Annotated in this window: 23 protein-coding genes; 4 read left to right on the forward strand and 19 right to left on the reverse strand. The window is 33.5% G+C overall.

What is annotated here, in order from left to right; genetic code table 11:
• Positions 1 to 15 precede the first annotated feature (15 nt).
• Positions 16 to 1,761 (reverse strand): mechanosensitive ion channel family protein, encoded by a 1,746-nt coding sequence (locus tag DDD_RS01105; RefSeq protein WP_015360863.1) that lies wholly within the window; start codon positions 1,759 to 1,761, stop codon positions 16 to 18.
• Between the two features lie 858 nt (positions 1,762 to 2,619).
• Between DDD_RS01105 and DDD_RS01110 the strand changes: the two genes are divergently transcribed.
• Together DDD_RS01110 and DDD_RS01115 are read left to right on the forward strand one after the other, a co-directional pair.
• Complete coding sequence (locus DDD_RS01110) at positions 2,620 to 3,165, forward strand: peptide chain release factor-like protein (RefSeq protein ID WP_015360865.1); 546 nt, start codon at positions 2,620 to 2,622, stop codon at positions 3,163 to 3,165.
• Between the two features lie 691 nt (positions 3,166 to 3,856).
• The gene (locus tag DDD_RS01115; protein WP_015360866.1) at positions 3,857 to 4,957 is read left to right on the forward strand and encodes a slipin family protein; all 1,101 of its coding nucleotides are present in this window, start codon (positions 3,857 to 3,859) and stop codon (positions 4,955 to 4,957) included.
• Between the two features lie 75 nt (positions 4,958 to 5,032).
• On the opposite strand, the gene DDD_RS01120 is transcribed toward DDD_RS01115, so the two are convergent.
• From DDD_RS01120 to DDD_RS01180, 11 genes are all read right to left on the reverse strand, one after another.
• Positions 5,033 to 5,293 carry a hypothetical protein gene (locus DDD_RS01120; RefSeq protein WP_015360867.1) on the reverse strand — a complete coding sequence of 87 codons (261 nt, stop codon included), beginning with the start codon at positions 5,291 to 5,293 and terminating at the stop codon, positions 5,033 to 5,035.
• Complete coding sequence (locus tag DDD_RS01125; protein ID WP_015360868.1) at positions 5,290 to 5,700, reverse strand: hypothetical protein; 411 nt, start codon at positions 5,698 to 5,700, stop codon at positions 5,290 to 5,292. The genes DDD_RS01120 and DDD_RS01125 overlap by 4 nt, the downstream gene beginning before the upstream one ends.
• A gap of 304 nt (positions 5,701 to 6,004) precedes the next feature.
• Entirely contained in the window at positions 6,005 to 6,949 is a 945-nt protein-coding gene (locus DDD_RS01135; RefSeq protein WP_015360869.1) for a tryptophan 2,3-dioxygenase family protein, read from the reverse strand.
• A gap of 158 nt (positions 6,950 to 7,107) precedes the next feature.
• The gene (locus DDD_RS17180; protein ID WP_015360870.1) at positions 7,108 to 7,569 is read right to left on the reverse strand and encodes a hypothetical protein; all 462 of its coding nucleotides are present in this window, start codon (positions 7,567 to 7,569) and stop codon (positions 7,108 to 7,110) included.
• A 138-nt stretch (positions 7,570 to 7,707) separates the two neighbouring features.
• Positions 7,708 to 8,796: a hypothetical protein gene (locus DDD_RS01145; protein ID WP_015360871.1), complete on the reverse strand. Its 1,089-nt coding sequence runs from the start codon at positions 8,794 to 8,796 to the stop codon at positions 7,708 to 7,710.
• Between the two features lie 22 nt (positions 8,797 to 8,818).
• Positions 8,819 to 9,388, reverse strand: coding sequence for a hypothetical protein (locus tag DDD_RS01150; protein ID WP_148285386.1), 570 nt, complete (start codon positions 9,386 to 9,388; stop codon positions 8,819 to 8,821).
• 13 nt (positions 9,389 to 9,401) lie between these two features.
• Positions 9,402 to 9,827: a S1 RNA-binding domain-containing protein gene (locus DDD_RS01155; RefSeq protein ID WP_015360873.1), complete on the reverse strand. Its 426-nt coding sequence runs from the start codon at positions 9,825 to 9,827 to the stop codon at positions 9,402 to 9,404.
• Between the two features lie 298 nt (positions 9,828 to 10,125).
• A complete protein-coding gene (locus DDD_RS01160; protein WP_015360875.1) occupies positions 10,126 to 10,665 on the reverse strand; it encodes an aspartyl/asparaginyl beta-hydroxylase domain-containing protein in 540 nt (179 codons plus the stop codon).
• 220 nt (positions 10,666 to 10,885) lie between these two features.
• Positions 10,886 to 11,425, reverse strand: coding sequence for a CHAP domain-containing protein (locus DDD_RS01170; RefSeq protein ID WP_015360876.1), 540 nt, complete (start codon positions 11,423 to 11,425; stop codon positions 10,886 to 10,888).
• A gap of 450 nt (positions 11,426 to 11,875) precedes the next feature.
• On the reverse strand, positions 11,876 to 13,345 hold the full coding sequence (locus tag DDD_RS01175; protein ID WP_015360877.1) for a hypothetical protein: 1,470 nt from the start codon (positions 13,343 to 13,345) through the stop codon (positions 11,876 to 11,878).
• A gap of 26 nt (positions 13,346 to 13,371) precedes the next feature.
• Positions 13,372 to 13,767 (reverse strand): SMI1/KNR4 family protein, encoded by a 396-nt coding sequence (locus DDD_RS01180; protein ID WP_015360878.1) that lies wholly within the window; start codon positions 13,765 to 13,767, stop codon positions 13,372 to 13,374.
• A 280-nt stretch (positions 13,768 to 14,047) separates the two neighbouring features.
• On the opposite strand from DDD_RS01180, the gene DDD_RS01185 reads away from it, so the two are divergent.
• Positions 14,048 to 14,386, forward strand: coding sequence for a single-stranded DNA-binding protein (locus DDD_RS01185; RefSeq protein ID WP_015360880.1), 339 nt, complete (start codon positions 14,048 to 14,050; stop codon positions 14,384 to 14,386).
• Positions 14,387 to 14,557: 171 nt separating this feature from the next.
• Here DDD_RS01185 and DDD_RS01190 read toward each other — a convergent pair whose 3' ends face one another.
• The 7 genes from DDD_RS01190 to DDD_RS01220 form a co-directional block, all read right to left on the reverse strand.
• Positions 14,558 to 15,070, reverse strand: a complete 513-nt coding sequence (locus tag DDD_RS01190) for a hypothetical protein (RefSeq protein ID WP_015360881.1) — start codon at positions 15,068 to 15,070, stop codon at positions 14,558 to 14,560.
• A 173-nt stretch (positions 15,071 to 15,243) separates the two neighbouring features.
• Positions 15,244 to 16,089: a hypothetical protein gene (locus tag DDD_RS01195; protein ID WP_015360882.1), complete on the reverse strand. Its 846-nt coding sequence runs from the start codon at positions 16,087 to 16,089 to the stop codon at positions 15,244 to 15,246.
• A 266-nt stretch (positions 16,090 to 16,355) separates the two neighbouring features.
• The gene (locus DDD_RS01200) at positions 16,356 to 17,819 is read right to left on the reverse strand and encodes a magnesium chelatase subunit ChlI (protein ID WP_015360883.1); all 1,464 of its coding nucleotides are present in this window, start codon (positions 17,817 to 17,819) and stop codon (positions 16,356 to 16,358) included.
• Between the two features lie 250 nt (positions 17,820 to 18,069).
• On the reverse strand, positions 18,070 to 20,175 hold the full coding sequence (recG, locus tag DDD_RS01205; protein WP_015360884.1) for an ATP-dependent DNA helicase RecG: 2,106 nt from the start codon (positions 20,173 to 20,175) through the stop codon (positions 18,070 to 18,072).
• 60 nt (positions 20,176 to 20,235) lie between these two features.
• Positions 20,236 to 20,523 (reverse strand): type II toxin-antitoxin system RelE/ParE family toxin, encoded by a 288-nt coding sequence (locus tag DDD_RS01210; protein ID WP_015360885.1) that lies wholly within the window; start codon positions 20,521 to 20,523, stop codon positions 20,236 to 20,238.
• 20 nt (positions 20,524 to 20,543) lie between these two features.
• Positions 20,544 to 20,759 carry a hypothetical protein gene (locus DDD_RS01215; protein WP_015360887.1) on the reverse strand — a complete coding sequence of 72 codons (216 nt, stop codon included), beginning with the start codon at positions 20,757 to 20,759 and terminating at the stop codon, positions 20,544 to 20,546.
• 118 nt (positions 20,760 to 20,877) lie between these two features.
• Complete coding sequence (locus DDD_RS01220) at positions 20,878 to 23,205, reverse strand: ATP-dependent helicase (RefSeq protein ID WP_015360888.1); 2,328 nt, start codon at positions 23,203 to 23,205, stop codon at positions 20,878 to 20,880.
• Between the two features lie 276 nt (positions 23,206 to 23,481).
• Between DDD_RS01220 and DDD_RS01225 the strand changes: the two genes are divergently transcribed.
• Positions 23,482 to 24,930, forward strand: a complete 1,449-nt coding sequence (locus DDD_RS01225; RefSeq protein WP_015360889.1) for a helix-turn-helix transcriptional regulator — start codon at positions 23,482 to 23,484, stop codon at positions 24,928 to 24,930.
• Positions 24,931 to 24,939: the final 9 nt, after the last annotated feature.

Raw genomic sequence — 24,939 nt, forward strand, 5'->3', positions numbered from 1 at the left:
ATGTGATTTACAAAATCAATCAAGATTAATTTCATTTTCAATAGTTACTCTATTTTTAGCAAGATGTGCTCCATCGTTTAATTCTGCCACAAATTTTATCAGTTCTTCTCTAAGCCTGCAATGTAAATCCCAGGCTGTAGTGGCGTCTTTTGCACTACATAATGCTCTTATGCCTATAGCTTTTTCTGTCACCTCTGTGACTTGAACTACAGGAGGATTTTCTTCGTCATAGTCGTCCGAAGCTTTGAGAAGCTCACTAAACTTTTCTCTTACCAAATTGACGTCTGTTTTATAATCTGCATAGATGGTGATAGGTCTTAGTTGATGCGCGTTAGTCATTGACCAATTTTGAAACGGTTTAGATATCAAATCTTTCAATGGCACAACTAAGCGACGTGAATCCCATGTTCTTACTACCATGTAGGTAAAACGTATATCTTCAACGTAGCCCCATTCATCATGTATATAAAGAGTATCTCCTATTTTGGCAGGTCTTGTTAAGGCAATTTGAATTCCAGCAATAATATTTCCTAAAGTGTTTTGTGCGGCTACACCTAGAATTATTGTTATTAAACCTGCTGATGCTAAAAGCGAAATACCCAATTTCTCTAAAGATCTAAATTGTGACAGAATAACTGAAATGGCTACAATGATAATGACCACAGTTAGTATCCTTCTAGCGACTGATATATAGGTCATCATCATTCTAGCATGAGAGTTTTCTTCCATTGAAGAGTCACCTATTCTATGATCTGCGATATAAGTCATAAACGCATCAATGAATTTCATTAAGAACCAGGCAATACACGAGATGACTATCATTAAAAGGACTGCATAAATAGTACTAGCTAACTGTCCAGAAAAGGAAATAAGTTTATTAAGTGTGATATAGAAAAACAAAACACCTAAAGCCAGCCCAGCAGGTTTTGCCATTTTGTTAGCAATGGTTCTCATCCAAGCCCGATCAGATTTGAGCAATAATTTTTTTGTGACATAACTAAATCCTTTACCTAAAAAATAAGCCACAAATAACAGGAACAAAGTACCTACTACTTTCCACAATGGTAAATTTAACACGGTGACACGAGCCCATTGAGGCATGATACGATCTAATTTACGTGGTCCATAAACAGCGTAAAGTGGTTCTACATTTTCTACCGTATTAGAAGAAATCATCCAAAACGCCCCAAATTCATTCAGTTTTACACGTTGTAATCGTAAAACGACATCTCGTCCATCAAGATCTACCTCACCAAAAACAACACTACGCCTTGGGTTTCCTGCAATCGCTCCATTAGTAGATGTGGTAATATCAACCTGTCCATCTGGTCTATCTGAAATATTATCCCAATCTATCCCTACACGCTGATTGATAACAAAATATAATTTTTCTGCTAAAATTGCCGCTTCTTGAATGGTTACTTCCTTTGGGAAAAGGTTCAAATTAAGAGCGTAAGCAGCATCTTCAAAATTTTTCTCTCGACAACTTAAAATAAAATGCTCTAGAGTTGATTGAGGAGATTGAAAATTGAATTTACTAGGTGGCAAACCTATGTTTTCATTCAGTCGATCTAGAATATAAAACGCTTTGTTGTATTCACCTATCGGATTATTTTGATAAGTTCCTTTATTAGAAATCGTGTCACTAAGTTTAGGGAAATTGTTACCAGAGTTTTCTTGCGATTTCTTTTGTCCAGAAACTGACGAAAAAATGAATAATAAAAATATATAAACTATGGTGTAACGTTGATAGGAAGTCATAATTTGAAATTTACAACGATCATGAAGTTTTTATTATTAGAGAACCGTTAAAAGTTATGAATCGATTAATGAGTTTAATTTTCGCTTTCGCGAAAGCGAATCTAATATCAAACCATATATAGTAAAATGAACTATTTGAATAAAATCTTATATATTCGCAGCATCATGAAAAACAATAGCATATATAACAACACACGTCAGGAAGTACCTTCTTGGACAGATCTAGGAGGATTTTTATCTTCCAGATCAAGTAGTTATCGATTTGTTTTTGAACCTTAGAACTATTTTAAAGAGGTAAAACATAAAGAAAAACGCTTGATCTTATACATCAAGCGTTTTTTTTGTGGGTTATTTAATTTTTTTTTCAAAATAAATATGAGCGAACAAATAAATGAGTCCATATCCTAATTCCATCACTATCAATACGATAGCAAAAAGGATCTTTATCTGCAACTAGCGGACAGACCAACTCATGCTTAAATTAAGATATAACTATTTGATTTTCAATTAATTAATTTCAGTTTTATTTGGAAATTAAAAAAATACACCATTATATTTGCATCGCATTTAAGAACAATGCACCATTATTAATTAAAACAAGAAGTTGATGTTATACAATCAAATACTTAAAGGATTCTCGTCTTTAGAAGACCAGTTTCCTACAGCTCTAGGGCTGGCAGGACTTCAGCATTCTTTTTACTGAATAAACACTATTCCATAAAATGAATCCGAAGCAAATGAAAAAAAGTAAAAAATCATGTTTCGGATTTTTTTATGCGATCAATTCAAATAAAAAATTCACATAGAAAAATCCGTAACTCAACATTGAGGTAAAATCTACCTCATAACAAAACAGTTATGGACAATATCACACATAATACCTATTTGATCAAAGCCTTAAACTGGTTCAATTGGGATTTAGAACAAACCGTAGAGTCATTAAACTATGCGCTCGCTTATGATCCTGAAGATGCTTACACACTGTATACAATGGCACGTTTACAAGCTGAGCATTTAAAGAATTATCCAGCAGCCAAAGACTTTTATGCGCAAGCACTATCTAAAAATCTAAATCTAGTAACGGCTTATCCCGGCTACGTTAAGGTTCTTATTTTAAATGAAGAATATCATGAAGCATTGCGATTGATTGATTTTGCGCTGGGAATTCAAGGAACTAACAAAGCTTTCTTATACATGCAATTAGGACAAGTTCTAGAACATCTAGGCAAGTACAGACTGGCTGTAAAAGTTCTGGAGCAAGCCTACTTAAGAGCAACTGATGAACTCAACTGGGAAATAGACCAAGAATTAAACCGTGTAAAGGAGAAGATTAAAAGAATTAAGGCCAATTCTAAAAAAACGAAGGGTAAAAAGAAAAGTAAAGGCAAAAAGAAGAAGAAATAGACTTTTAATTATTCCGCTTTCGCCTTGAGCTTCCTTAGGATAAACTTCAATTTTTTCAAAAATGAAAAAAGAAAGCGAAACAGCCTTAAAAACATCATTCCAACTTAGAACCTGTGTTTCTGTATAGCACGGTAGTATCATTTCCTGCGCAGTAGCGTATAGGAATTTTGATATCCTGTTGGGAGATAGGTTGATAGTAACCTTAAAACTATCGCAAACTGAAGACGTTGGTTCGAATCCAACACTTGCGAGAGCAAGTTAGCTAAGAGGATAAAGCAGCAGTACACTTGCAGGTTCGAATCCTGTCAAATCCTTTAATGATTTGCGGCCCGATTGGTAGAGGCACTACAATTAGGATGTAGCGTGTATGAAGAAAGGGACACTTCTCAAAATGTCCCACCAGAGCCGATGACCTTAGGCGTTAAAAAGGTACACCAGCAGTAAAATCGCTGTTATTGTGACTAGAAGTTACTTCTTGAAGTAAAAGAAAGACACCTCAATTGTTGAGCGAGAGCAAATCTCGTAAAGAGTGAGTGATATGATTATCAATTCTTTGTTGACCAGAGAAATATAAAAAGAACATCACGAACTCTTCATGCGTTTTGCACTTCCTCGGTGATTTTGAAATAGGATTTTACTGTTTTTAAAACAACAACCAGCTCCATTAAAAAGAGCACAATAATTAGAACTAATGAAAAGAATAAGAATTAGAGAAGGTAACAGAGGTATCGTCTTGAAAAATGGAAATTTTGAAAGAGTATTGATCGCAGGCGTGCACTGGCTCGGTTTTAACGAGAGAGTTGTCGTTAGAGATATGTCCGTTAAACAAGTAGGACCAGTTGCGATGGATTTGATGTTGAAGAACAAAGAATTTTGCGATATGGTAAACGTGATCGAAGTAGGAATCACAGAGATTTTGATGGTTACTGTTAACGGTATGCTTCAAGAAGTACTTACAGCAGGTAGGTACGTGTTCTGGAAAGGTTTGGTGGACTTCGCTTTCGTGAAAGCGGATACCACATCCATCTACATCGATAACAATGTGCCAGTCGCTTTTTACGATTCCTTGAAAAACTTGGGGTTTTTGCGCAGCGTAGAAATCGCAACCGGTTGCAAAGGACTCTTGATGGCAGAAGGAACTCGTGTGAAAGAGCTGAATGCTGGAACACACCACTTCTGGAGAAATGCTGTGAAAATTGAAACCATTGCTACCGATATGAGATGGAGACAACTAGAATTGAACGGTCAGGAATTGCTTTCTAAAGATAAAGCTACCATAAGAATGACGCTCAATGCCAGCTTTAAAGTGACCGATGTGTACAAAGCATTATTGAGCAATAAGGACTTTGAAAAGCAATTGTATGCTACATTGCAAATGGCATTGAGAGCTTTTGTAGGTAACTACACGCTCGACGAATTGCTAGAAAACAAGCAAGAAATCGCAGTTGCAGTAGAGACTGATGTCGAAACAGTTGCCAGCAGACTAGGTGTAGAAGTGAGCAATTGTGGTATCAAGGACATTATCCTTACCGGAGAAATGAGGGCAATTATGAACAAAGTAATTGTAGCCGAAAAAGAAGCGCAAGCAAATATCATTCTAAGGCGTGAACAAACGGCGGAAACAAGAACGATGCTCAACGCAGCAAAATTGATGGAGGAGAATAAAACCTTGTTCCAACTTAAAGAAATGGAATACGTAGAAAAAATAGCCGATAAAGTAGGTCAAATCACGATCTCTGGTAACGGAGGAATGATCAAACAACTAAAGGATATTTTTGCACTAGGTAAATGATAAAAGACTCTTTCTATGTGGAAAGGGTCTTTTTTGATATTAAAAAAGGGGTTAAATGCTAGAAACTTTGAGTTTCTATTTTATAAGCTTATTCAATTCAGACCAACTTAAATCAATTACTTTACCGCTATCTTTCGTAACTAAAAATCCAGGAGCACCGCCAAACATTAAGTTTTCTTCGTTGTTCTTTAATTCAAATTCATAATCAAAATAAAATCCTGAAAGATACTCTTTAGCTTCAGTTAAAATATAATTCATTTTATCTGCATATGGATTCTCTTTATTTATTAGATTTATATGATCGTTTGCTATTTTTAATACCTCTTTTTCTGTCATTCTATTATCTCTGTAAATTTCAAGTCCAACTCTTTCATCACTTGATCTACATCAAATTCAAAGAACTCTGGAATATTGATTGTAAGAATACCGCCAAAATCCACTTGCCAAAATCCACCTTGTTTAATAAGCTCTTCTCCTAGAAATCTATAATCTGATTCTTTATAAGTTGGTGACAATAAAAAACGTCTGGTTGTAAATTCAGAATCTTTCAGAATTTTGATAATCTCATGATCACCGTTGCTATTGATTCTGGTTCTAAATTCAGTTCCTTTGGTTAATCGGCAATTAAGAAGATCGTTATCGGACATTCTGAATTCATTTTCTGAAAGTGGCTCCACATAAAGATTCCCTCTAGATTTTTCTCTCTTATCAAATACCCAAATTTCCATTTCTTTAAATTCCATATTATATTGGGATTATTTTCTTTTTAAAGATAAAAAGTGGATTCTTATTATCTTTGAAAAATGTACCTACACGAAGAAAATTTCAGAAATCCTTTAGTAATTTATATTTTCTGCGGTTTAGGAATGTGCTTACGTTTTCTTTTCTATAAACCTATATATTTAATTATAGGAAAAAAGCAAAAGAGTTTCAAAGCCTATTCTCATGGATTTCAACAAATAGTTTATAATCTACTACTGAGCTTATTTTTAATTATGGCTGTTGTTTTTACCATTATAATTCAATCAGTTTATCAATAAGCTCCACTTACCTCAACACCTCGTGACCTTCTAAATTTGTAATTCCCCAATTCTTAAGTTCTTCTTCTGTCCATAGATCTGGAAAGAAAATTCGTTTTTGATATCTAGGGTGCATGTATTTTTGCCAGTTGCTGCCACCTGTTGCTTCTACTTCTGTATTACCACTATTCAAATATTTTGCTGCAGCATTAAAATGCGCCATTACCCAAAGTACATTTACAGTATGATCATAATGCCTCATGGCATTGCGTAATTTTAAATCTTTTTGATCATCATCTGGTAGTGATTTGAACTTTGTCCACAAGTTGCTGGTGTTGTAGGTTTTCATAAACACAATAAAATCGTCCATGTACTTATCTTCAAATAATTGAAGAAGCGTCGACTTCTTACCGGTTTTATGATCTTTACCTGCTGCTTGCCAGTACAAATGATCAAAGGCATGGCTAAAAGGTGTATTGCGATCTATAGTATCTCTAAAGCGTACATCTATTAAATTAATCAACTCGGTAGAGGCAAATTCTATCTTTCTATACTGCGCACTTTGAAAACCACTTGCTGGTGTCAATGTATCTCTAAATTTCATGTACTGCTCTACTTCCATTCCATCTCCCATGATTTGAAAAGAAGAAGAAAGCATATCAAAATAACGGCTGATTCGGTCCAGTCGCTCAGCAAAAAAAGCTGTTTTTAAATCGTGATGGCTAGCTATTTGATCAATTTCCCACAAGATCATCTTAAACAACAATTCATTGATTTGATGGTACATTATAAATACCATTTCGTCAGGTAAATTAGTGCGTTGCACCTGTAAATTGAGCAACGCCTCTGGCTGGATATAATCCCAATAGGTAATAGGCTTAGAATACAATAAACCACTCAAATGTGTATTAACATCTTGACCTATAGCGTCGTATTTTGTTTTTAAATCTTTAAATAGTTGGTCTTCTTTCATGATGATTTTAAATAAACGAGGCTTTTAAAATGAGCCATTTTGATAATTAGCGCAATTAAAAACTAAGTGTAACTCCTATCCAACATCTTTGATTAGATAATTATCGCAGGAGATGAATATTATTAAGATAGGAAAATTAAAAGATTCCTTTTTAAATATTACACAAAGTAATTTTCGTAAACTAATAAGTACATTTTCAATTCTTCAACAATAGATTTAGACGCACTCACATCGCTTAATTCTAGTTTGCTAATTCTTTCTTGTAAGGGCAATAAATAATTGTGTAATTGATCGTGCGCTTCGCCTTTCATCGTGCACTTTTTGAAAATCGTGGCCAGTTCAGATTCTAGTTGTGTCTTCAACATTCTATAAGAAGCTATGTCATCAGTATGTTGAAAGGATTGGGTTAATTGCACCATAGCCTTAATTCCTGCGGTAGTTTCATTATTAGCTATCCAGCGTTCTTTTCCATTTAACACCAACAAATTATCTCTCTTTTCAACTTCTATATTGGTTTCTATAGTAGTCATAGCATCTTGATTTTCTTTTTTACTTTGATTACAAGAAGCTATAAATAGGAATAAAAAACCGATTAGAATAAGTTTAGAATAATGTTTCATTGGAGGCAAAATTTATGGATGGTTAAATTTAGTGAATTGCAATTTAGTAAATGAACAAATTGCTTAAACCCATTTCATTTTTCAGGATACCGAAATTTGTAAATGGATAACAAAGTAATAATAAGTTAGAGAAAGCAATTACTCTCGGCGCATCTCATGGAAACCGTTTATTTCTGCCAATGCTTCAAATACATCGTCTTGATCTGTTTTTTTCTTCCAACCTTTAAGAGCGAGCGCCGCTCTTACTTCACTTTCTGACTTTTCCATTTCAAAAAGATACATGGTGTATTCTATCACCTGTCCTGGAATTTTATCAATAATATACTTGGCAATAAGTAATGAAATCTTAAACATAGCAATGTGGTAGATAAAAAATAACTGAATCGCCCAGCTTAAAACAAGACCTATCCATCCTGTTTCTAAATTTTCTATGGTCAAGCCACTTTCCCATCTCGCTTTCATAAATTTAAGAAAATCCAATTCTAGATAATTATAGTCAGCTAGTATCAATTGAAATTGTATGTATTGATTGGTTAGAAATAATACAGCCACCATTCCTATAATGACTTTTTGAATGAATTCAAAGTCTGTGCAATTGGCTTTCTTCAATACCTGACCAAAAATATATCCCATACCTATTCCTGCACCTACTTCATAAATTATAATAACATGAGTGAATTGTACCGTTAAATAAGCCATAAGGACTCCAAATAAAATGGCAATAACAAAAGCACTTATTGAAATAAGAGTCATGTTAGGTGGCGCGGTTGCTTTAGGTTTAGGAAGTTCTAATGGGATTTCGTAATCGTCCCAATTATTTTCTTTTTCAAATTCAGTTTGTAGTTCTGTAAGTTGACCGCTAGATTGATATTCTATAGCCAGCTTTTTAAAAACGGCAATAAACAAACCAGTTCTTTTAGAATTTTTACCAAAATCAATAAAGTTCCCTTCTATACTTTTACTGTAGACCTCAATTTTACCAAAAGCATTTTTTGTAACCGTAATTTTTTCTGTCAGTTTATTCCAATCGCCTTTTCTTTTTGCCTCTACAGATTGATCATCTCTATAAACAACAGGCCATTCTAATTGCTCAAAAACTTCTAAAATAAGCGGAATGATCTCACTATCTTTAATTTCAGTTTTAAAAGATTCAGAAAATTCTGGTCGGAATTTAAAGCTGTATTTCCTCTTAATATTTCTTTGCAGATTTTCAAATTCGATTTTCATTAAAGGTATTTGAGTTTACAGCTTATATTTTAGTTTCCGAATTGAGTAACTGTTCAAGATTTTCGTTGACGTCTTTCAAGAATGATTCTTTATAAAAATTTAAAGGTTCTAAGAGTTTGTTCAATGCCTCAATGTTCCAATGTGAATATTCAGACTCTATTGGATATTTAATAAATTCACTTTCATAACCTATCGCAAGACTAATATTGATAAAAGAATACTTCAACTCTTCTTTTTGCTCTAAATAGATATCCCTTAATTTGTGTGATGCTAAAACCATTTCTATAGCACCAGTGTTGATTTTTTTAAATAATACAATAGTTCTCCATCTCTCAAAATCTTCCCAATCAAAACATTTCTTCACCAAAGATTTAATGTAAGAACTCAGAAAAGTACTTTTAAAATTATAAGATAATAAATCATTATGATGATCTATACCTAAAATCCTTTCCAATTCTTCATTCTCAAACACCCAATTTTTAAATTGTTCTATTGTAAGATCCTCGTTTAGAAATTGATAAAATTTAATTTTATGAATGTTTAAAGAAGTCATACCTAAATAAAACAAAAATTCATAAATATATATATTCAAAAGACTTCACTATTTAGTCTTTATTTACTAACTCCACTTTATCATCAGAAATCGTGATAATTTTATCTTTATATAATTTACCTAGTGCTCTTTTGTAGGCTTTTTTGCTCATTTCTAGATGGTAACGTATATGATCTGCCGGGCTTTTATCGGTAAGTAGAAGATAACCGTTGGGACTTTCATGCAACTCGCTTAACACTCGATCTACATCTTTATCTATTACATTAAGAAAACCTTGTGGACGTAGAGAAACATCTATTAAACCGTCTTCTCTTATGTTTTTTATGTAACCAGTTACCTCTTCATTTTCAGTAAGTTCTGTAAACACTTCGTCGTGGTACAACAATCCTTCTTCTCCATTTTCTATGAGTACTGTATAACCTAGTGGCGTCTCTTTTTCGATGATTATCTGCACTTTTTCTCCTACTTTTAAATCCATCTTTGCATTGTTTTTATATATTTTATGAGCAACAAAATATCATTATTTTCTTTACTGATTCTTACTTTAGAATTGGGTTGGTTCTTAATTCCGCTTTCGCGAAAGCGGTAACAACATCCACCTACAAATTAAGGAACAGTTATTTCTTTTACCAAATAGAATTGAGTTTCTATTCTAATGGCGTGAAGATAATATTTCAATTATTTCAAAGATACCATCAAGAATGCCACTAAACGGAATAAGCCTTCAAAATTTATTGTAAGTTCAATCATATATGGTTCACTCCAATGACAAATAATTAGGCGAGTGATTTTTCAAAAATTTCTTTAAACCATTCATTTACTTTACAATCCAATATAAGATGAATCCTAGGCTCATCGCTTTTATTGTGAACCTCGTGGACTTTATGAAAATTACAGTACCAGCACTCACCTGCGTGCATGACAACAGGCTCCTTATCAATTATTAGTTGGACTTTTTTATGAGTTTGAATAGGTATGTGAAGTCGTACCATTCCATTTTCCATACTATAACCATTATCACGATGCGGCTGGATACTGGCTCCTGGATCGAGCACGTGAATTCTAAAAGTCTCTACAGGACAAAGAAACGTCTCAAAAACAGACAACAAATAAGGACATTTTTTAAGTGTTGCATTAGGTAAAAAAACAGGTAACCCATTAGTATCATTAATAGGCTCTATTAAATGAATAAGCCATAAAGTCTCTAATGTTACAGACGAGTTATAGATATCGCGGTAATCTTCCTTTGAGAATTGAGAAAGTTCTTTTTTAATCAACTCTACATCAAATTTAAAAGGAAGTTGTATTGCGTTCATGCGATAAGTTGTTTTGTGTAGTTCTAGCTTTTATTTTTTTTAAGTATCTGGGCTATTAAAAAATAGAACTTAAATTTAAGTATTACAATTTTAACATTAACCCTAAGCGATGATTCTGTAGCACACAAAACTTTATGTGCTAGTTGTAATTTAAATTTCATTCGTGATTTCGCTTTTGCAAAAGCGAAATTGAAGGGAAAGTGTCTTTTTAAATGATAGTTTACTTCCTTAACCATCCCAAGATACGGTCGTGATCAATTCTCCATTTTCCATTTTTCTCAATTAATTTATAGTTTTCTCTTGAATTTCCAAAAGGTCCAGGATTCTGTTGAATGATCTCAATTCTATTTTCATTTACTTCAGAAACAATAGAAACATGTCCGTATTTATTGAATACAGAACTAGAATAGATGATGATATCATTTACTTGAGGTTTGCTAGTACTAGGATTAATATATTGCTTCAATCCTCGCTGGTTATTGAACGCTCCATCTTGTAAGTTTGAATTAAAGAAGTCTTTTGCATTTCCGTAGCTGTCAGGCATTTTATGGTGTAATTCTTTGAAGTAATATCGCTTTACAAATTCTACGCATTGGTATTTTAGACCAATGTTGTAACCATCTTTAGTTATCTCGCGTCCAGCCACATTTCCTACACCGCCATTATAATAGACTGCGATACCATTCAAACTGTCAATTTTTTGCCCTACTTTATAATTTGGATTCAGATTGACCTTTTTAGAAACAAAAATGCCAATCACAAGTAAAATGATTATTGTGGATAAGATGTAAAGTGATTTTTTCAATTGAATCGTAAAATTACTTTTGAACGTCTGGATAAACTTTCCTTAATCATTTGATTTCATATTTATTTTTCGAGACTAAAAAATTAGTAATGTCAAAAAATTTTAATAATTATTCTTCTAATCGTTTAGTGTTTTGGTAACAAGTTTATGCAATGAATAATTGAAATCTGTCATCTCAAATAGTAAAATCTTAAGTTAAATGAGTAAAAGTTCTTTATAAGCTATTTTGAATCTGATGAGATTAGATTATTATCTATCTGTAAGTCAATATCGGTCTAGTGTATGATTTCGTTGCGTGTTTAAGCACTAAAGTTAGCAAATAAAACACAGATAAAAAGTCCGCGAGGACTTTCGTAAACAGGCTCTAAATAGCAATGAATTATACACCTTGTTGGCAACAGTACTTTACGGATTCATATTTATAAATAAGTGATAAACTTCGATGTTTTTCAAGCTTCTATAATGATTCATTTTCGCAACTTTAAGGTTAGAATATTCTTCAATTCCGATTTCTGTTTCTAAACTTAAATGTTGATACTGTCCAAAATCAATTTGCGTAATGTAATTCAAATATTTATTCCAAGTATCTTCAAAGCTTTTAGTCTCGCAATATGAAATAACAAATAGAGGACTTATTCCAATCGGTTCATTTCTGAAAATTTTCACTAAATGTTCTTTGATTATTGTGTCAGACGATTCATCTTTAGGAATTGATTTTATTCGTAAACATTCTATTGCAGATAAATGATTGCCATCTTCGTTTTCAATTATTAAATCTCGAAATGCTATTCCAGAGGTATTACTCTCAACTTTTGGGTCAGTTGTTCCACCCATTGATTGGTCTTTAATACTCCATTTTCTATTATTAATTCGGTGCTTTAAAAAATCTCTTAATATAATATTGTATTTATTTTCACTTTGGGCTTTTTTGTATTCAAACACATTATCTAAAAAGGTCAAACAAACACTTGTAATTGAGTTTAATAAAAAATCTTTCTCTTCATTATTTAATTTTTCTCTCTTCTCGTTTATCCATTCATAAATTAGCTTTTCGTAAAGCTTATGGTCAGTTCTTGTGAAATTTTCTAATTGAGGCAGTATTCTAAACTCAATGTGATTAACGAATAAGTACTTGTCTTTTTTAAAAGAATTATAATGAAACTCTAAATAGGATTTTATTTCGCCTCTCGGTTTTATTTTATACATCGACCAAGTGAAATCACTATGATATCTATCCAAAAGGCGTTCTATATTGCCAAATTCTTCTGAAATATGTTCAGAGTCTTTGTATTTATCTAATTCGCTATACCAATCCTCGTGTAAATTTTTAACTTGAAACTTTCTTAATTTATATTTAGGATGGCTTTGAACATTATAGAAACCAGGAATATTGTTGGACTCAATAAACTCTTTATCGATTTGCTCTAACTCGTCTAAAATCGAGTAGTGAGGTGAATTTTTATCTATTGGCTCAATAGCTATCATTATTGAAATAAACTTTTCGGCTTCTTCATAAATCCCTGTAAGCAATCCAATTCTTTCAAAATCTATGTCACTATCATCTCCTCCAAATGATGCTTCGTGTCTTATCATTATATGATGAGCTTCGTTTACAGCATCATCTTTTACTTTATAAAACCAATGTATTAATTCATCTTTAGAAAATGTGACTTTTTTAACTTCGTCTAACATTTTCTGCAACTGAATTTTACCTTTTTTCTGATTTTCATAAATACGATTGAAATAAATATCTCTATCTATAATATTTATGTGTCTTAATGGTAGAATGTTCGTGAAAGAATATTCAGATTTTTCTTCGAGCAATGAAATGTCCGTAGTTTCTCTTAAATATATTTTCTTTTCTCTTGGTTTCACGGTTTCATTCGTATTGTTGCCAACTATTATTCATCTAATTCATTAATTGATTTCGCAATTATGCTTTGATCTCCAGTTTCGTGATTCCAGAAATATACCTTGTCAGTCAGAATACCGTTTCCGCTATGAGTCAGTATTATTAAATTTCCAAATCCGTCCGAACCAATTGCGATTCCATTTTCAGGAAATCCATTCCATTTACGAGCGTTTTTTGTTTCAAGTCCAATATGATTACAAGTCCGACTTATCCTCTTCTTGTCAGATTTGTCAAAAAAAGGATAAAGTTCAAATTCAAACTCGTCTGAAATCAATAATTCTCCACCATTTGATTTTATCATTCGGCTTTTAAATTCAGATGGGAACTTTACTTTCAATTCCGATTCAGTTTCTTCTATATATTTTTCGTCAATTGGAAATGGCATTTTGAGACTTTGTTAAATTATACACTAGTAGAATATAACTATCTACCTGCTACATCCTAAAACTAAACAAAAAATACGTATCAAATTTAAATTCTCTTCATTTCTTGAATTTTATAAGTATCATAGGCTTTTCAAAAATTACAATCACTTACAAACGTAAATAAACGTAAGCAAACGTTTAAAATACTATTGCGATTTGTATGCTGTCTCATATTTGCACCGTCATCAAAAACAAACGATGGCACTTAACTAATTTATAACCCATACAAACAAATTTATTATGAGTAATCTAAGCAACAAAGTACAGTTAATCGGTAACCTAGGACAAGATCCAGAAACTATCAATTTAAATGACGGTAAAACACTAGTGAAGTTCTCACTAGCTACAACAGATCGTTATACTAACAAGCAAGGTGAGCAGGTAACCGATACACAATGGCATCGTGTCGTAGCATTTAATGGTACTGCAGGTATTATATCTCAGTACGTTAAAAAAGGGAACAAGATAGGCGTTGAAGGAAAACTTGTCACTAGACAATGGGAAGACAAAGCTGGCGAAAAAAGATATACTACAGAAGTAGTTTGCGATCAAGTGCTTCTTTTAGGTGGTAAAGCTTAATAGATAAGATTAAGCATTCTTAACTTATGATCTCTTGAAACTGATTCAACGTTTCAAATAATCATTAAAAGGCAAAAAGGTTATTGATTCTATTATTCCAGAATCAATAACCTTTTTTTATCCAACTCTTTTCAAAATTGAATCAGATCTAATAATACAATATTCCTTAGACTAAGCAATATTGATGTGTGCGTCTTTACTTTTACTACTCACAGTGATTACTCTACCGTGCTGATTTTTGAACACAAAGTCTTTATCGTTATCACCTTTAAGTATTTCTGCTGGTGTGGTAATATTTCTAGATTTTAATTGGATGTTTCCTAAAGAGGCCACGTGATTTGAGTTAGCGTTAAAACTAGTCAAAAAACTGCTGTAACTAGCTACTTGCTTTTCATTTAAAATAAAGTGACTGTCGTCGTCCATAAGAACTAATAAGCTTTTCTCACTACCAGAAAATATCGTTTTCTTTACCACAGGAATAGCTCTACACTTCTCATTTAGCATAAAAGATTCTTCAAATAAAATGTCATACCTATTATTTTCTAGTTTCTTTAAAATAGATGGACTTAAACTGGAAGTGTCTAAATCAAGTATTTTATTTCCAAAAGAAAGATTTGCTGCTAATGGCGCACAAACGGCCGTAAGCCCAATATTTCTAAGAAAAGTTCTTCTTTGATAATTCATCGGTTAGGTGGTTTAGTTAGTTTTTAATCATTTTCTAAAGTTACTAAATTTAAATCAAACCCTAACCATCTATTTAATAGGGTCAAAAAACTGTTGTTGAATCCGTTACATCGATATAAATACTTACAAGAAACCTACTTTGGTTCTCACGTAAAAGAAATAATTTTTTATACTTAACTAGAAATAAGTAATTCCTCAAACTCCATTACACACTTCTCAGAGGCTGCTTCATTTTCTATGTCTAATGTAAGAGAAATACATTCGTAATATTTTTTACTTACTTCATTATGGGTAATAGCGCTCATCCATTCCAGTTCTTCCTTATAAAGACTGACTGAAATTTTGGAAGCAAAAATCATTTTATATTGTGCAAATCCAGACGAGTTCAAGTATTTGTAATCTATAGTTTTCATTTTCTCATAAGCTTCTTTATGCTTACCTATAGAGGAATTATAAATAGCTACATCTCTTTTATTTGCAGCTTTTTCAAGAGCAATCATCTCAGACCTGTTACTTCCATAGTTATTTCCATCTATGTATTCACCTATCATATCACTATAGGTAAAACCGGAGCTAACATTATAAAAATTGACGACCTGATAATCTCCATTGCGATCTTTATCTACATAGAAGATCAAGTAATTCACAACTCTCTCATCTTGATCCGTTACATAATAATTCAATCTGTAAACATTGTCTTTTTTATGAATGTCAAAAAGCAATACTTCTAGGTCTAATAATTCTACGCTTTCTACGTAGGAATCTATGCTTTGTTTATATAGCATATTAAACGCGCTATAAAAACCTTGACGCTCTGCCGCAGTATTTTTTGTTTTAAAGTCAGATCCCAGTCGCCATGAAAACAACACTGGACTAAAGTTACTCTTAATACTATCAGATCGATAAGTGTTGAAACCGTTTTCTATAACTTTAGCTAGATCTTCAACAGCAAATAATTCCGTATCAACTTCAGGCTTTTTATCATTGTCATTACAACTGGTTAAAGAAACAGATATCATTAAAACAACGATCAGAAAAATAGAATTGCGAGTAAAGGACATAAAAAATAAAAAACATTAGAGCTATTAAAGCTCTTATTAAAATATGTCCGAAAATACTTCTAATTACTTAAGAATAAAAATACCTATTAAACTATCAACAAATAACTCATGCTATTTTAAACTAAAAAAGCTTGCTCATAATTTAAAAAACTAATTTTCAAATTATGGGCAAGCTTAAGTAAAATTCAGCTCATAGATTGATCTAGGAAATTGACAGAGACACTTTAAATACCTTTAATAAAGTCGCTGTATAAATCATTGAACTGGTAACCTTCAGTAAAGCGTTTTTTACTCAGTTTATCAAATTCAACAAGAGACCAAAGAATAAATTCTTTCATAAAATTACGATCTTCCTTAGTTGTCTCTGGCTGGTATTTTTGCACAAGGTCTTCTAATGGTTCAATTTGATCAATCAGCACTTGATAATCATTGTCATTCAATTCGTCCAATAATTCTAGACCTTCATTATTGAAAAACCATTCTATGAGTTTGTCATAAGGAGTTTCCTCATCACCTTTTACCAGTTTTTTAATCTCTGGGAAATATTGTGGAAATAAAGTTTTAGTCGCCTCACCTATCAATTCATTTGCTACAAATGCTGCTCCTTCTTGTTCGCCTTCATAAACCAACTCTACTTTACCTGTAATTGCTGGAATAATTCCTGTAAAGTCAGAAAATCTAATACTTGTTTTCTCATCGCCATTCATCAATGAACGTCGCTCTGCAGTACTCAATAAATTTTCAAAAGCGGTAATACTCATACGCGCACTTACACCACTTTTTTCGTCCACATACTCACTGTCTCTCGCACAAAAACTGATTTGCTCTAGAACATCTTTTGCAAGCTCAGGCACATAAACCGCTTCTGCAGTTCTGGAATCGTTTTTGGCTTCTTGTTGAGTAATTGTTTTCGCAATAGCGATATTCTCAGGATAATGAGTTAAAATTTGTGATCCTATTCTGTCCTTCAACGGCGTCACGATGCTACCACGGTTTGTATAATCTTCAGGATTTGCAGTAAAAATAAACTGCATATCTAGCGATAAGCGCAGTTTAAAACCACGTATTTGAATATCACCTTCTTGTAAAATATTAAACAAAGCCACCTGAATACGAGCCTGTAAATCTGGTAATTCATTGATTACAAAAATACAGCGGTTAGCGCGCGGTATCATTCCATAATGGATCACGCGATCGTCAGCATAACTAAGTTTTAAATTAGCTGCTTTTATAGGATCTATATCTCCTATTAAATCGGCTACAGTAACATCTGGCGTTGCCAGTTTTTCATAAAAACGATCATCTCGATGTAACCATGAAATAGGTGTTTTATCACCGTGTTCTTTGATCAATTCTATAGCGCTCCTAGATATAGGCGCTAGTGGATCATCGTGAATTTCACTATCAGTCACATAAGGAATATACTCATCCAGCAAGCCTGTCATCAATCTTGCAAGACGTGTTTTTGCTTGACCTCGCAATCCTAACAAATTAATATTATGTCGCGATAATATGGCACGCTCCAGCTCTGGAATTACCGTATTTTCATAACCATGAATCCCAGTGAATGAATCGACATCATTTTTTATATTGTGAATTAAATTATCTCTTAATTCTTCCTTTATTGATTTTGATTTCCAGCCAGCTTTTTTAAGGTCACCTAGCGTTTGTATTTTATTGTATTCCATAGTTATTATTCGTAATCGTGTACAAATTACAACGCATGTCCTACTCTAGCAATCATTAAAGAGTTATTTAACGTTAGTGTTGAATTCTCATTTCATTCTACTGGATTTAATGAAACAAAACGGTTGTTATGGTCTCGCTTTCGCGAAAGCGGAATAATTAAAATCTAGAAATTACGTTTAATCTAACTTACTGTCAGACTGAGCCTGTCGAAGGCGGTTTTAACGCAAGAGGTTTTTATTCAAATTCAACTTAACTTATATATTTCCAGAGTCCTTTTTTATTTTGTAAAAATGTCATGACTCTTTTTACTCCAGCATGTTCTGGCAGTTCTATTTTAATATCTTTTGCGAGTAATTTTTGCGCAGCTTCTCTGGCCAATGCCAAAATCTGATTATCCTTCACAATGTCTGCCAGGCGCAAGTCCATTACACCGCTTTGTCGCGTTCCCATTATATCTCCAGGACCTCTTAGCTTAAGATCTACCTCAGCAATTTGAAAACCATCGGTAGTATCTACCATTGTCTTGAGTCTGGTTTTAGAGTCATTACTCAGTTTATGTCCAGTCATGAGAATGCAATAACTCTGTTCTGCGCCACGTCCTACTCTACCGCGTAGCTGGTGCAATTGGGAGAGGCCAAAACGCTCTGCACTTTCTATAATCATTACACTTGCATTAGGAACATTAACACCTACTTCAATTACCGTGGTTGCCACCATAATTTGTGTTTCCCCTTTTACAAATCGGTTCATTTCGTAGTCTTTGTCCTCTGGTTTCATACGGCCATGAACGATGCTTACATTATATTTAGGTAATGGGAATTCTCTTACGATACTTCCATAGCCATCTTGCAAGTCTTTATAATCGAGTGTTTCAGATTCCTCAATCAGCGGATACACCATATAAACTTGTCTCCCGAGATCAATTTCATCTCTTATAAATTTAAAAACAGCAAGTCTGTTTTTATCATATCGATGCACGGTTTTAATCTCTTTACGACCAGGCGGTAATTCATCAATCACTGATATATCTAGATCGCCATATAAACTCATTGCTAGTGTTCTAGGAATAGGTGTTGCTGTCATTACTAGTACGTGCGGTGGCAAATCGTTTTTCTTCCACAATTTAGCACGTTGAGCTACGCCAAAACGGTGTTGCTCGTCCACAATTGCAACTCCTAAGTTCTTAAACTTGACTTTGTCTTCTATGAGCGCGTGCGTACCAATAAGAATGTCCAAACTTCCATCCTCAAGACCTTCATGAATCACACGTCTATCTTTTGTTTTAACTGATCCTGTAAGAATAGAAACCGTAATATTTGTTCTTTCTAGCAATTCAGAAACACCAGCATAATGTTGTTGAGCAAGAATCTCCGTAGGTGCCATAATGCAGGCTTGAAAGCCGTTATCTAAAGCAAGTAATGCCGTAAGAACCGCAACAATAGTCTTTCCTGAGCCTACATCTCCTTGAAGCAGTCTGTTCATGTGAGCGCCGGTTCCCATATCCGCCCGGATTTCTTTGACTACTCGTTTTTGAGCTCCAGTCAATTGAAAAGGCAAATGATTATTATAGAAATCGGTAAATTTCTCTCCTACTAGATCAAAAACATAACCTTTGATTTTGGTTTTGCGGATTCTATTTTGAAGCAATAATTCCATTTGAATAAAGAACAGTTCTTCAAACTTTAACCTGTAAATAGAGGCACGCAACATCTCTGGCGAACTTGGAAAATGAGCATTGACCATCGCATCATTTTTCCCAACCAGTTTATAGTGCGCCCTCATATCTTCTGGCAAGGTCTCGACAAAGGAGCCATTGATCTCACTAAACAGCTTACGCATACACTTGACAATGTAAGTGTTTGTGACTTTACGTTTGGCGAGCATTTCTGTACTAGGGTAAACAGGTGTCATAGCACTTTGTTTGCGAGACTTATGATCCTTAAGTAACTCGAGATCTGGATGTGCTATACTATATTGAGAACCGTAACGCTGCACTTTACCAAAAGCCACGTAAGGCTCATTTATCTTTAAACTATCCCTAAAATGCTTCTGACTACGGAACCACACGAGCTCCATTCTTCCGGTTTCATCTGCAAAAGTGGCGACTAATCGTGTGGCTTTTCCTGCTCCTGCAGTTTTGACATTTACAATTTTACCTACTATTTGCACCTGAGCGCTTTCTGGAACCAGCTGATTGATCTTGTAATACTTGGTCTTATCGATATACCGATTAGGAAATAAATTTGCTAAATCTCCATAGGTTTCTACATGCAATTCACTACGCAATAACTTAGCTCTTTCTGGCCCAACGCCGCCGAGGTAATCTATAGGTGTAGAAAGAAAATTAAGTGGCAAGAGCTATTTATTTCTGTTACGTATTCAAAGGTAATTGAAAGATGTTTTAGATTCAAAAAACTACTTTGCCATTCTTTCTTGAATCAAATTTGGATGGCGTTTGTTGTGTAAAATTCCAAAAAGTACAATTTGAGAATCTATTTCGTTAACCATGTAGTATATGATATAAGGAAACTTTTTAAGGTTGATAATTCTCAAATTCCTATAACGTCGTTGGAAATACTCTGGATTCTGAATTAAATATTCTAATTGTAAATTTAGGTCTTCCCTGAAATTGGACAATAACTCTACATTGATAGCTGTATACCAATCTCTCACCTTTTGTAAATCTAACTTTACTTCTGGCATGTAATAAATAGTATATTTATTTACCACTGGTTTTTCAAATCATTCCATTCAAATATTTGACTGGTATTTTTTGAATAGGAATCTAATCGAGCATCTATAATTTCTATATGATGTTCTGGAATTGAAAAGTCGTTTTCAGTTAGGTTTAAAATCTTGCTTAGATTATAAATAGTTACTTCATCATTAACTTCCATTAATTTTTCAATGATCTTATATTTTCTTTTTTCTAGATTCATCTATAGTATCAATTTAAGTAAATTTAATAAAATTTATCGATTTGAAGGATCAAGCAGTAAATATGTAATGATCCCGCTTTCGCGAAAGCGGGATAAAAACCATCACAACTCAAATTATTTACTCTACCACATCTAGCTTTGCAAAACGCAACAACAACTTTTTTAATCCACCTACTTGAAAATTGATTTCGGCTTTTTTCTCGCCGCCTATTCCTTCAAGGTTAACGACAGTTCCACGACCAAAACGCGCATGCTCCACAGTCATTCCTGGCTTCAGCTTTCCTTCAAATCCAGCAGGTTTACTGCTTTGTGAAGTACTGCTCACTGGTTTCATTTTACGCAGTTTTCTTATTTGCTCTGGATTAGGTTGGTTCACACTAGGTGGCGTACCGTTTTTAGGTTTGCTCTGGCGCAGTTTAGACTTATCTGGTTCATCCCAAAGATCGCTATCTAGCAATGGTTTATATCGGTAATTATCTGGTGGCGTAGTATACTCTAGGTATTGATCGTCTATCTCTGTGATAAAACGACTCGGTTCTGCATCGACTAGTTTTCCCCATCGGTAACGACTTAAAGTGTAGGTAAGATAAGCTTGATGCTCAGCTCTTGTGAGTGCTACATAAAATAAACGTCTCTCTTCTTCAAGATCTTCTCGAGTATTCATTGCCATACCACTAGGAAAAAGATCTTCTTCCATACCAACTATGTATAAGTATGGGAATTCAAGCCCTTTAGACAGGTGAATAGTCATTAAGGAAACACGATCATCGTCTCCTTTATCATTATCAAGATCTGTTGCAAGGGCGACGTCTTCTAAAAATTCTGATAGTGCACCGCGAGCATCGGCCACTTCTTTTTGACCTTCTACAAAATCTCGCATACCGTTAAGTAATTCTTCAATATTTTCAATACGAGAAATCCCTTCTTGAGTACCGTCTTTTTTAAGTTCTGTAATTAAAGCACTTTTCTTTAAAACGTACTCGGTGAGTTCAAAGACATTTTGAGTTTCTTCTAGCGCTTGAAAACTCTTGATCATGGTAACAAAGTTTTTCAGCTTTGTTTTTGTAGAACTATTAATTTGGATTTCTACTCGATCGATATTTTCAATGACTTCAAAAATTGATCTGTCGTATTGTTTTGCCGCTACGATCAATCGGTCCATGGTCGTTGCACCTATTCCACGAGCCGGATAATTGATGACTCTTTTAAGAGCTTCTTCATCCTTAGGATTTACAATTAGTCTAAGATAGGAAAGCACGTCTTTTACTTCTTTACGCTGGTAGAAACTCAATCCACCATAAATGCGGTAAGGAATATCTTTTTTACGCAGTGCATCTTCCATAGCTCTGGATTGCGCATTTGTTCTATAAAGAATCGCAAACTGATCATTGCCTAGCTGGTGCTGCATTTTGTTCTCAAAAATGGAACTGGCGACATAACGACCTTCTTCGGCATCACTCATTAGTCGGTGCACGATGATTTTAGGACCGTCATCATTTGCTGTCCAAACCACTTTATCAAGCTTTGTTTTATTGTGCTCGATAATAGAGTTTGCCGCTTCTACAATATTTTTAGTAGAGCGGTAATTTTGCTCCAGTCGGTAAGCTTTTACATCATCATAATCCCGCTGGAAGTTCAAAATGTTATTGATATTTGCTCCTCTAAAAGCATAAATAGATTGTGCATCATCACCTACCACACAAATATTTTGAAATTTATCTGACAGCGCTTTTACAATCAAATACTGAGAATGGTTGGTATCCTGATACTCATCTACTAAGATGTATTGAAATCTATTTTGATATTTGGCCAGTACATCAGGAAAACGGTTGAGCAGCTCGTTAGTCTTAAGCAATAAATCATCAAAATCCATCGCGCCAGCTTTAAAACAGCGCTCTACATATTCTTTATAAATCTCGCCAAAACGAGGTCTGCGCGCCATTTCGTCTGCCTCTCTCAATTCTGGATCATTATAATAAGCTCTTACTGTGATCAAACTGTTTTTAAGAGAAGAGATCCTGGAAAAAATCTGTTTGTATTTATACACATCTTTATCCAGTCCCATTTCTTTAATGATAGCGCTGGTAAGCCTTTGAGAGTCTTGCGAATCGTAAATCGTAAAATTAGACGGATATCCTAATTTATCTGCCTCAACACGCAATAAACGAGCAAAAACCGAGTGAAAAGTTCCCATCCATAGGTTTTTTGCCTGGCTCGCACCTACAATGTCACCGATACGTTTTTTCATCTCTCGCGCCGCCTTATTGGTAAAAGTGAGCGATAGGATATTAAAAGGATCTACACCTTGCTGCATCAAGTAAGCGATGCGTAATGTAAGTACACGCGTCTTTCCAGATCCAGCTCCAGCAATGACTATCATCGGTCCTTCCTTCTGTAAAACTGGTTCTTTTTGGGCGTCGTTAAGTTGAGAAATATAATCTTGCAATGTTCTTCTTTTTCTAATGGATAAAGATAAGGATTGTAGGTGTTTCGCTTTCTATTTTTACTCATAAAAATGGAAGTATATCCTGAGGCAGCTCAGGGCGAAAGCGCAAGTTTAACCAGCTTTTTTTTAACAAGAATTGGATAATTGAGAAGAGTCGATGAAATACTTCATTAAAATTAATTTTCGTATTCTTGAAGCATCCTGCTTATAATATTAAAATCAAGTTAAGAAAGCAAATTTCATTTACCATAAATCAACTTATTAAATTTCTTATCTATGAAAACACCTATTCTATTTATACTTCTTTTTTTCAGTTATATAGGGTTTTCTCAAGATTGTGAACGTTTTACAAAACAAATTGAACTAGACTATAAAAATAATAAATTAACACTCAAAACATTAGACAGCATCATCAATGTTTGTAATAATATTGAAAAATATCCTGAGCTAACTTATTACCGAGGGATGCTAGCTTTTGATCAAGAAAACTTTTCACTTGGTATATATGAATTAAAAAGAGTTTTGCCCTTCATAAGCGATTACAACTTCAAGTACAGCGCTACTACCAACCTAGGAATTTTATATGCTATTCAACAAGACTTTGAAAATGCAAAGACGACCTTTCAAAAATCTTATGATCTAGCTAAAGTAAATAACGACGAGGAGAATATGGATTACTCGATGGAAAGTTTGCTTGCTCTAGCGCTAGATAGTGGCGATATTTCTTACTTATCAAAGTATGAAACTTTCTTTTCTAATAAGGATTTTAACAATGACTTTTGCGCACAATTACACTCCTTGTCATTCTTAGCAGAATTTTGTTATCAGTTTGGAAAATTTGAAAAAGCCGAAGAGATTATTAAAAATAATTTTATTTCAAATACAGATTATAGTGGTTGCGAACTTGAGTTAGCAACTTTTAATGTATTACGATCCAAGCTAGCTTTAGAAAACAAAAAATATAAAAAAGGTATACAAATTTTAGATTCGATTTCGTTCTCAAAAATTGAAGTGATAGATAGAGTTCCTGCGTATAAGTTATACAAAAAACTATACAATGGATTAGACGATAAAGTGAATGCTTTAAGGTATTCAGACTCGATAACTAACATTTTAGAACTAAATAAAATCAACATAGATAAAAGCAATAAAACAACTCTGAATGTTTTGAAAGAAAAGGAAGGTGATTATAAAAGTAAGATATATTCATTATCTGGTTATATTTTAGGTTTTATATTACTGATTTTAGTTTTAATCTATATCGTCTATTACGTTAATAAGTCAAGAAAAGCGATCAAAGAGAAAAGTAAAATATACAAAGATAATTACAATAAACTTTGGGGGAATTATCAACTTACTAATCAAAAATTAGAATTATTAAAGAAAGAGTTAATCAACCAAAAAATAGATGGTAACAAAAACTTTTATAACAATTTGATCAATGAAATAAACATTCACATAGATTCCAGTTCAGAAGATCCACATAAACATTTGAATATGGTGGAAGATGCCTTTGTCAATGATTTGAAAAAAGTGGCGCCATATCTAACAGATAAAGAAGTTCAAATCTGTTTCTTTTTTAAACTAGGCTTGAGTCATAAAAAAATTGCTGAAATACTAAATAAAACTGAGAAAAGTATCGATTCCTACAAGTATAGAATCAATAAAAAAGTAAGAGAAAACCAGCAAATTGAACTAAATGAACTTTTGCAAAAATTTGACTAACAATCATTT

This window comes from Nonlabens dokdonensis DSW-6, assembly GCF_000332115.1.
GTDB lineage: Bacteria > Bacteroidota > Bacteroidia > Flavobacteriales > Flavobacteriaceae > Nonlabens > Nonlabens dokdonensis.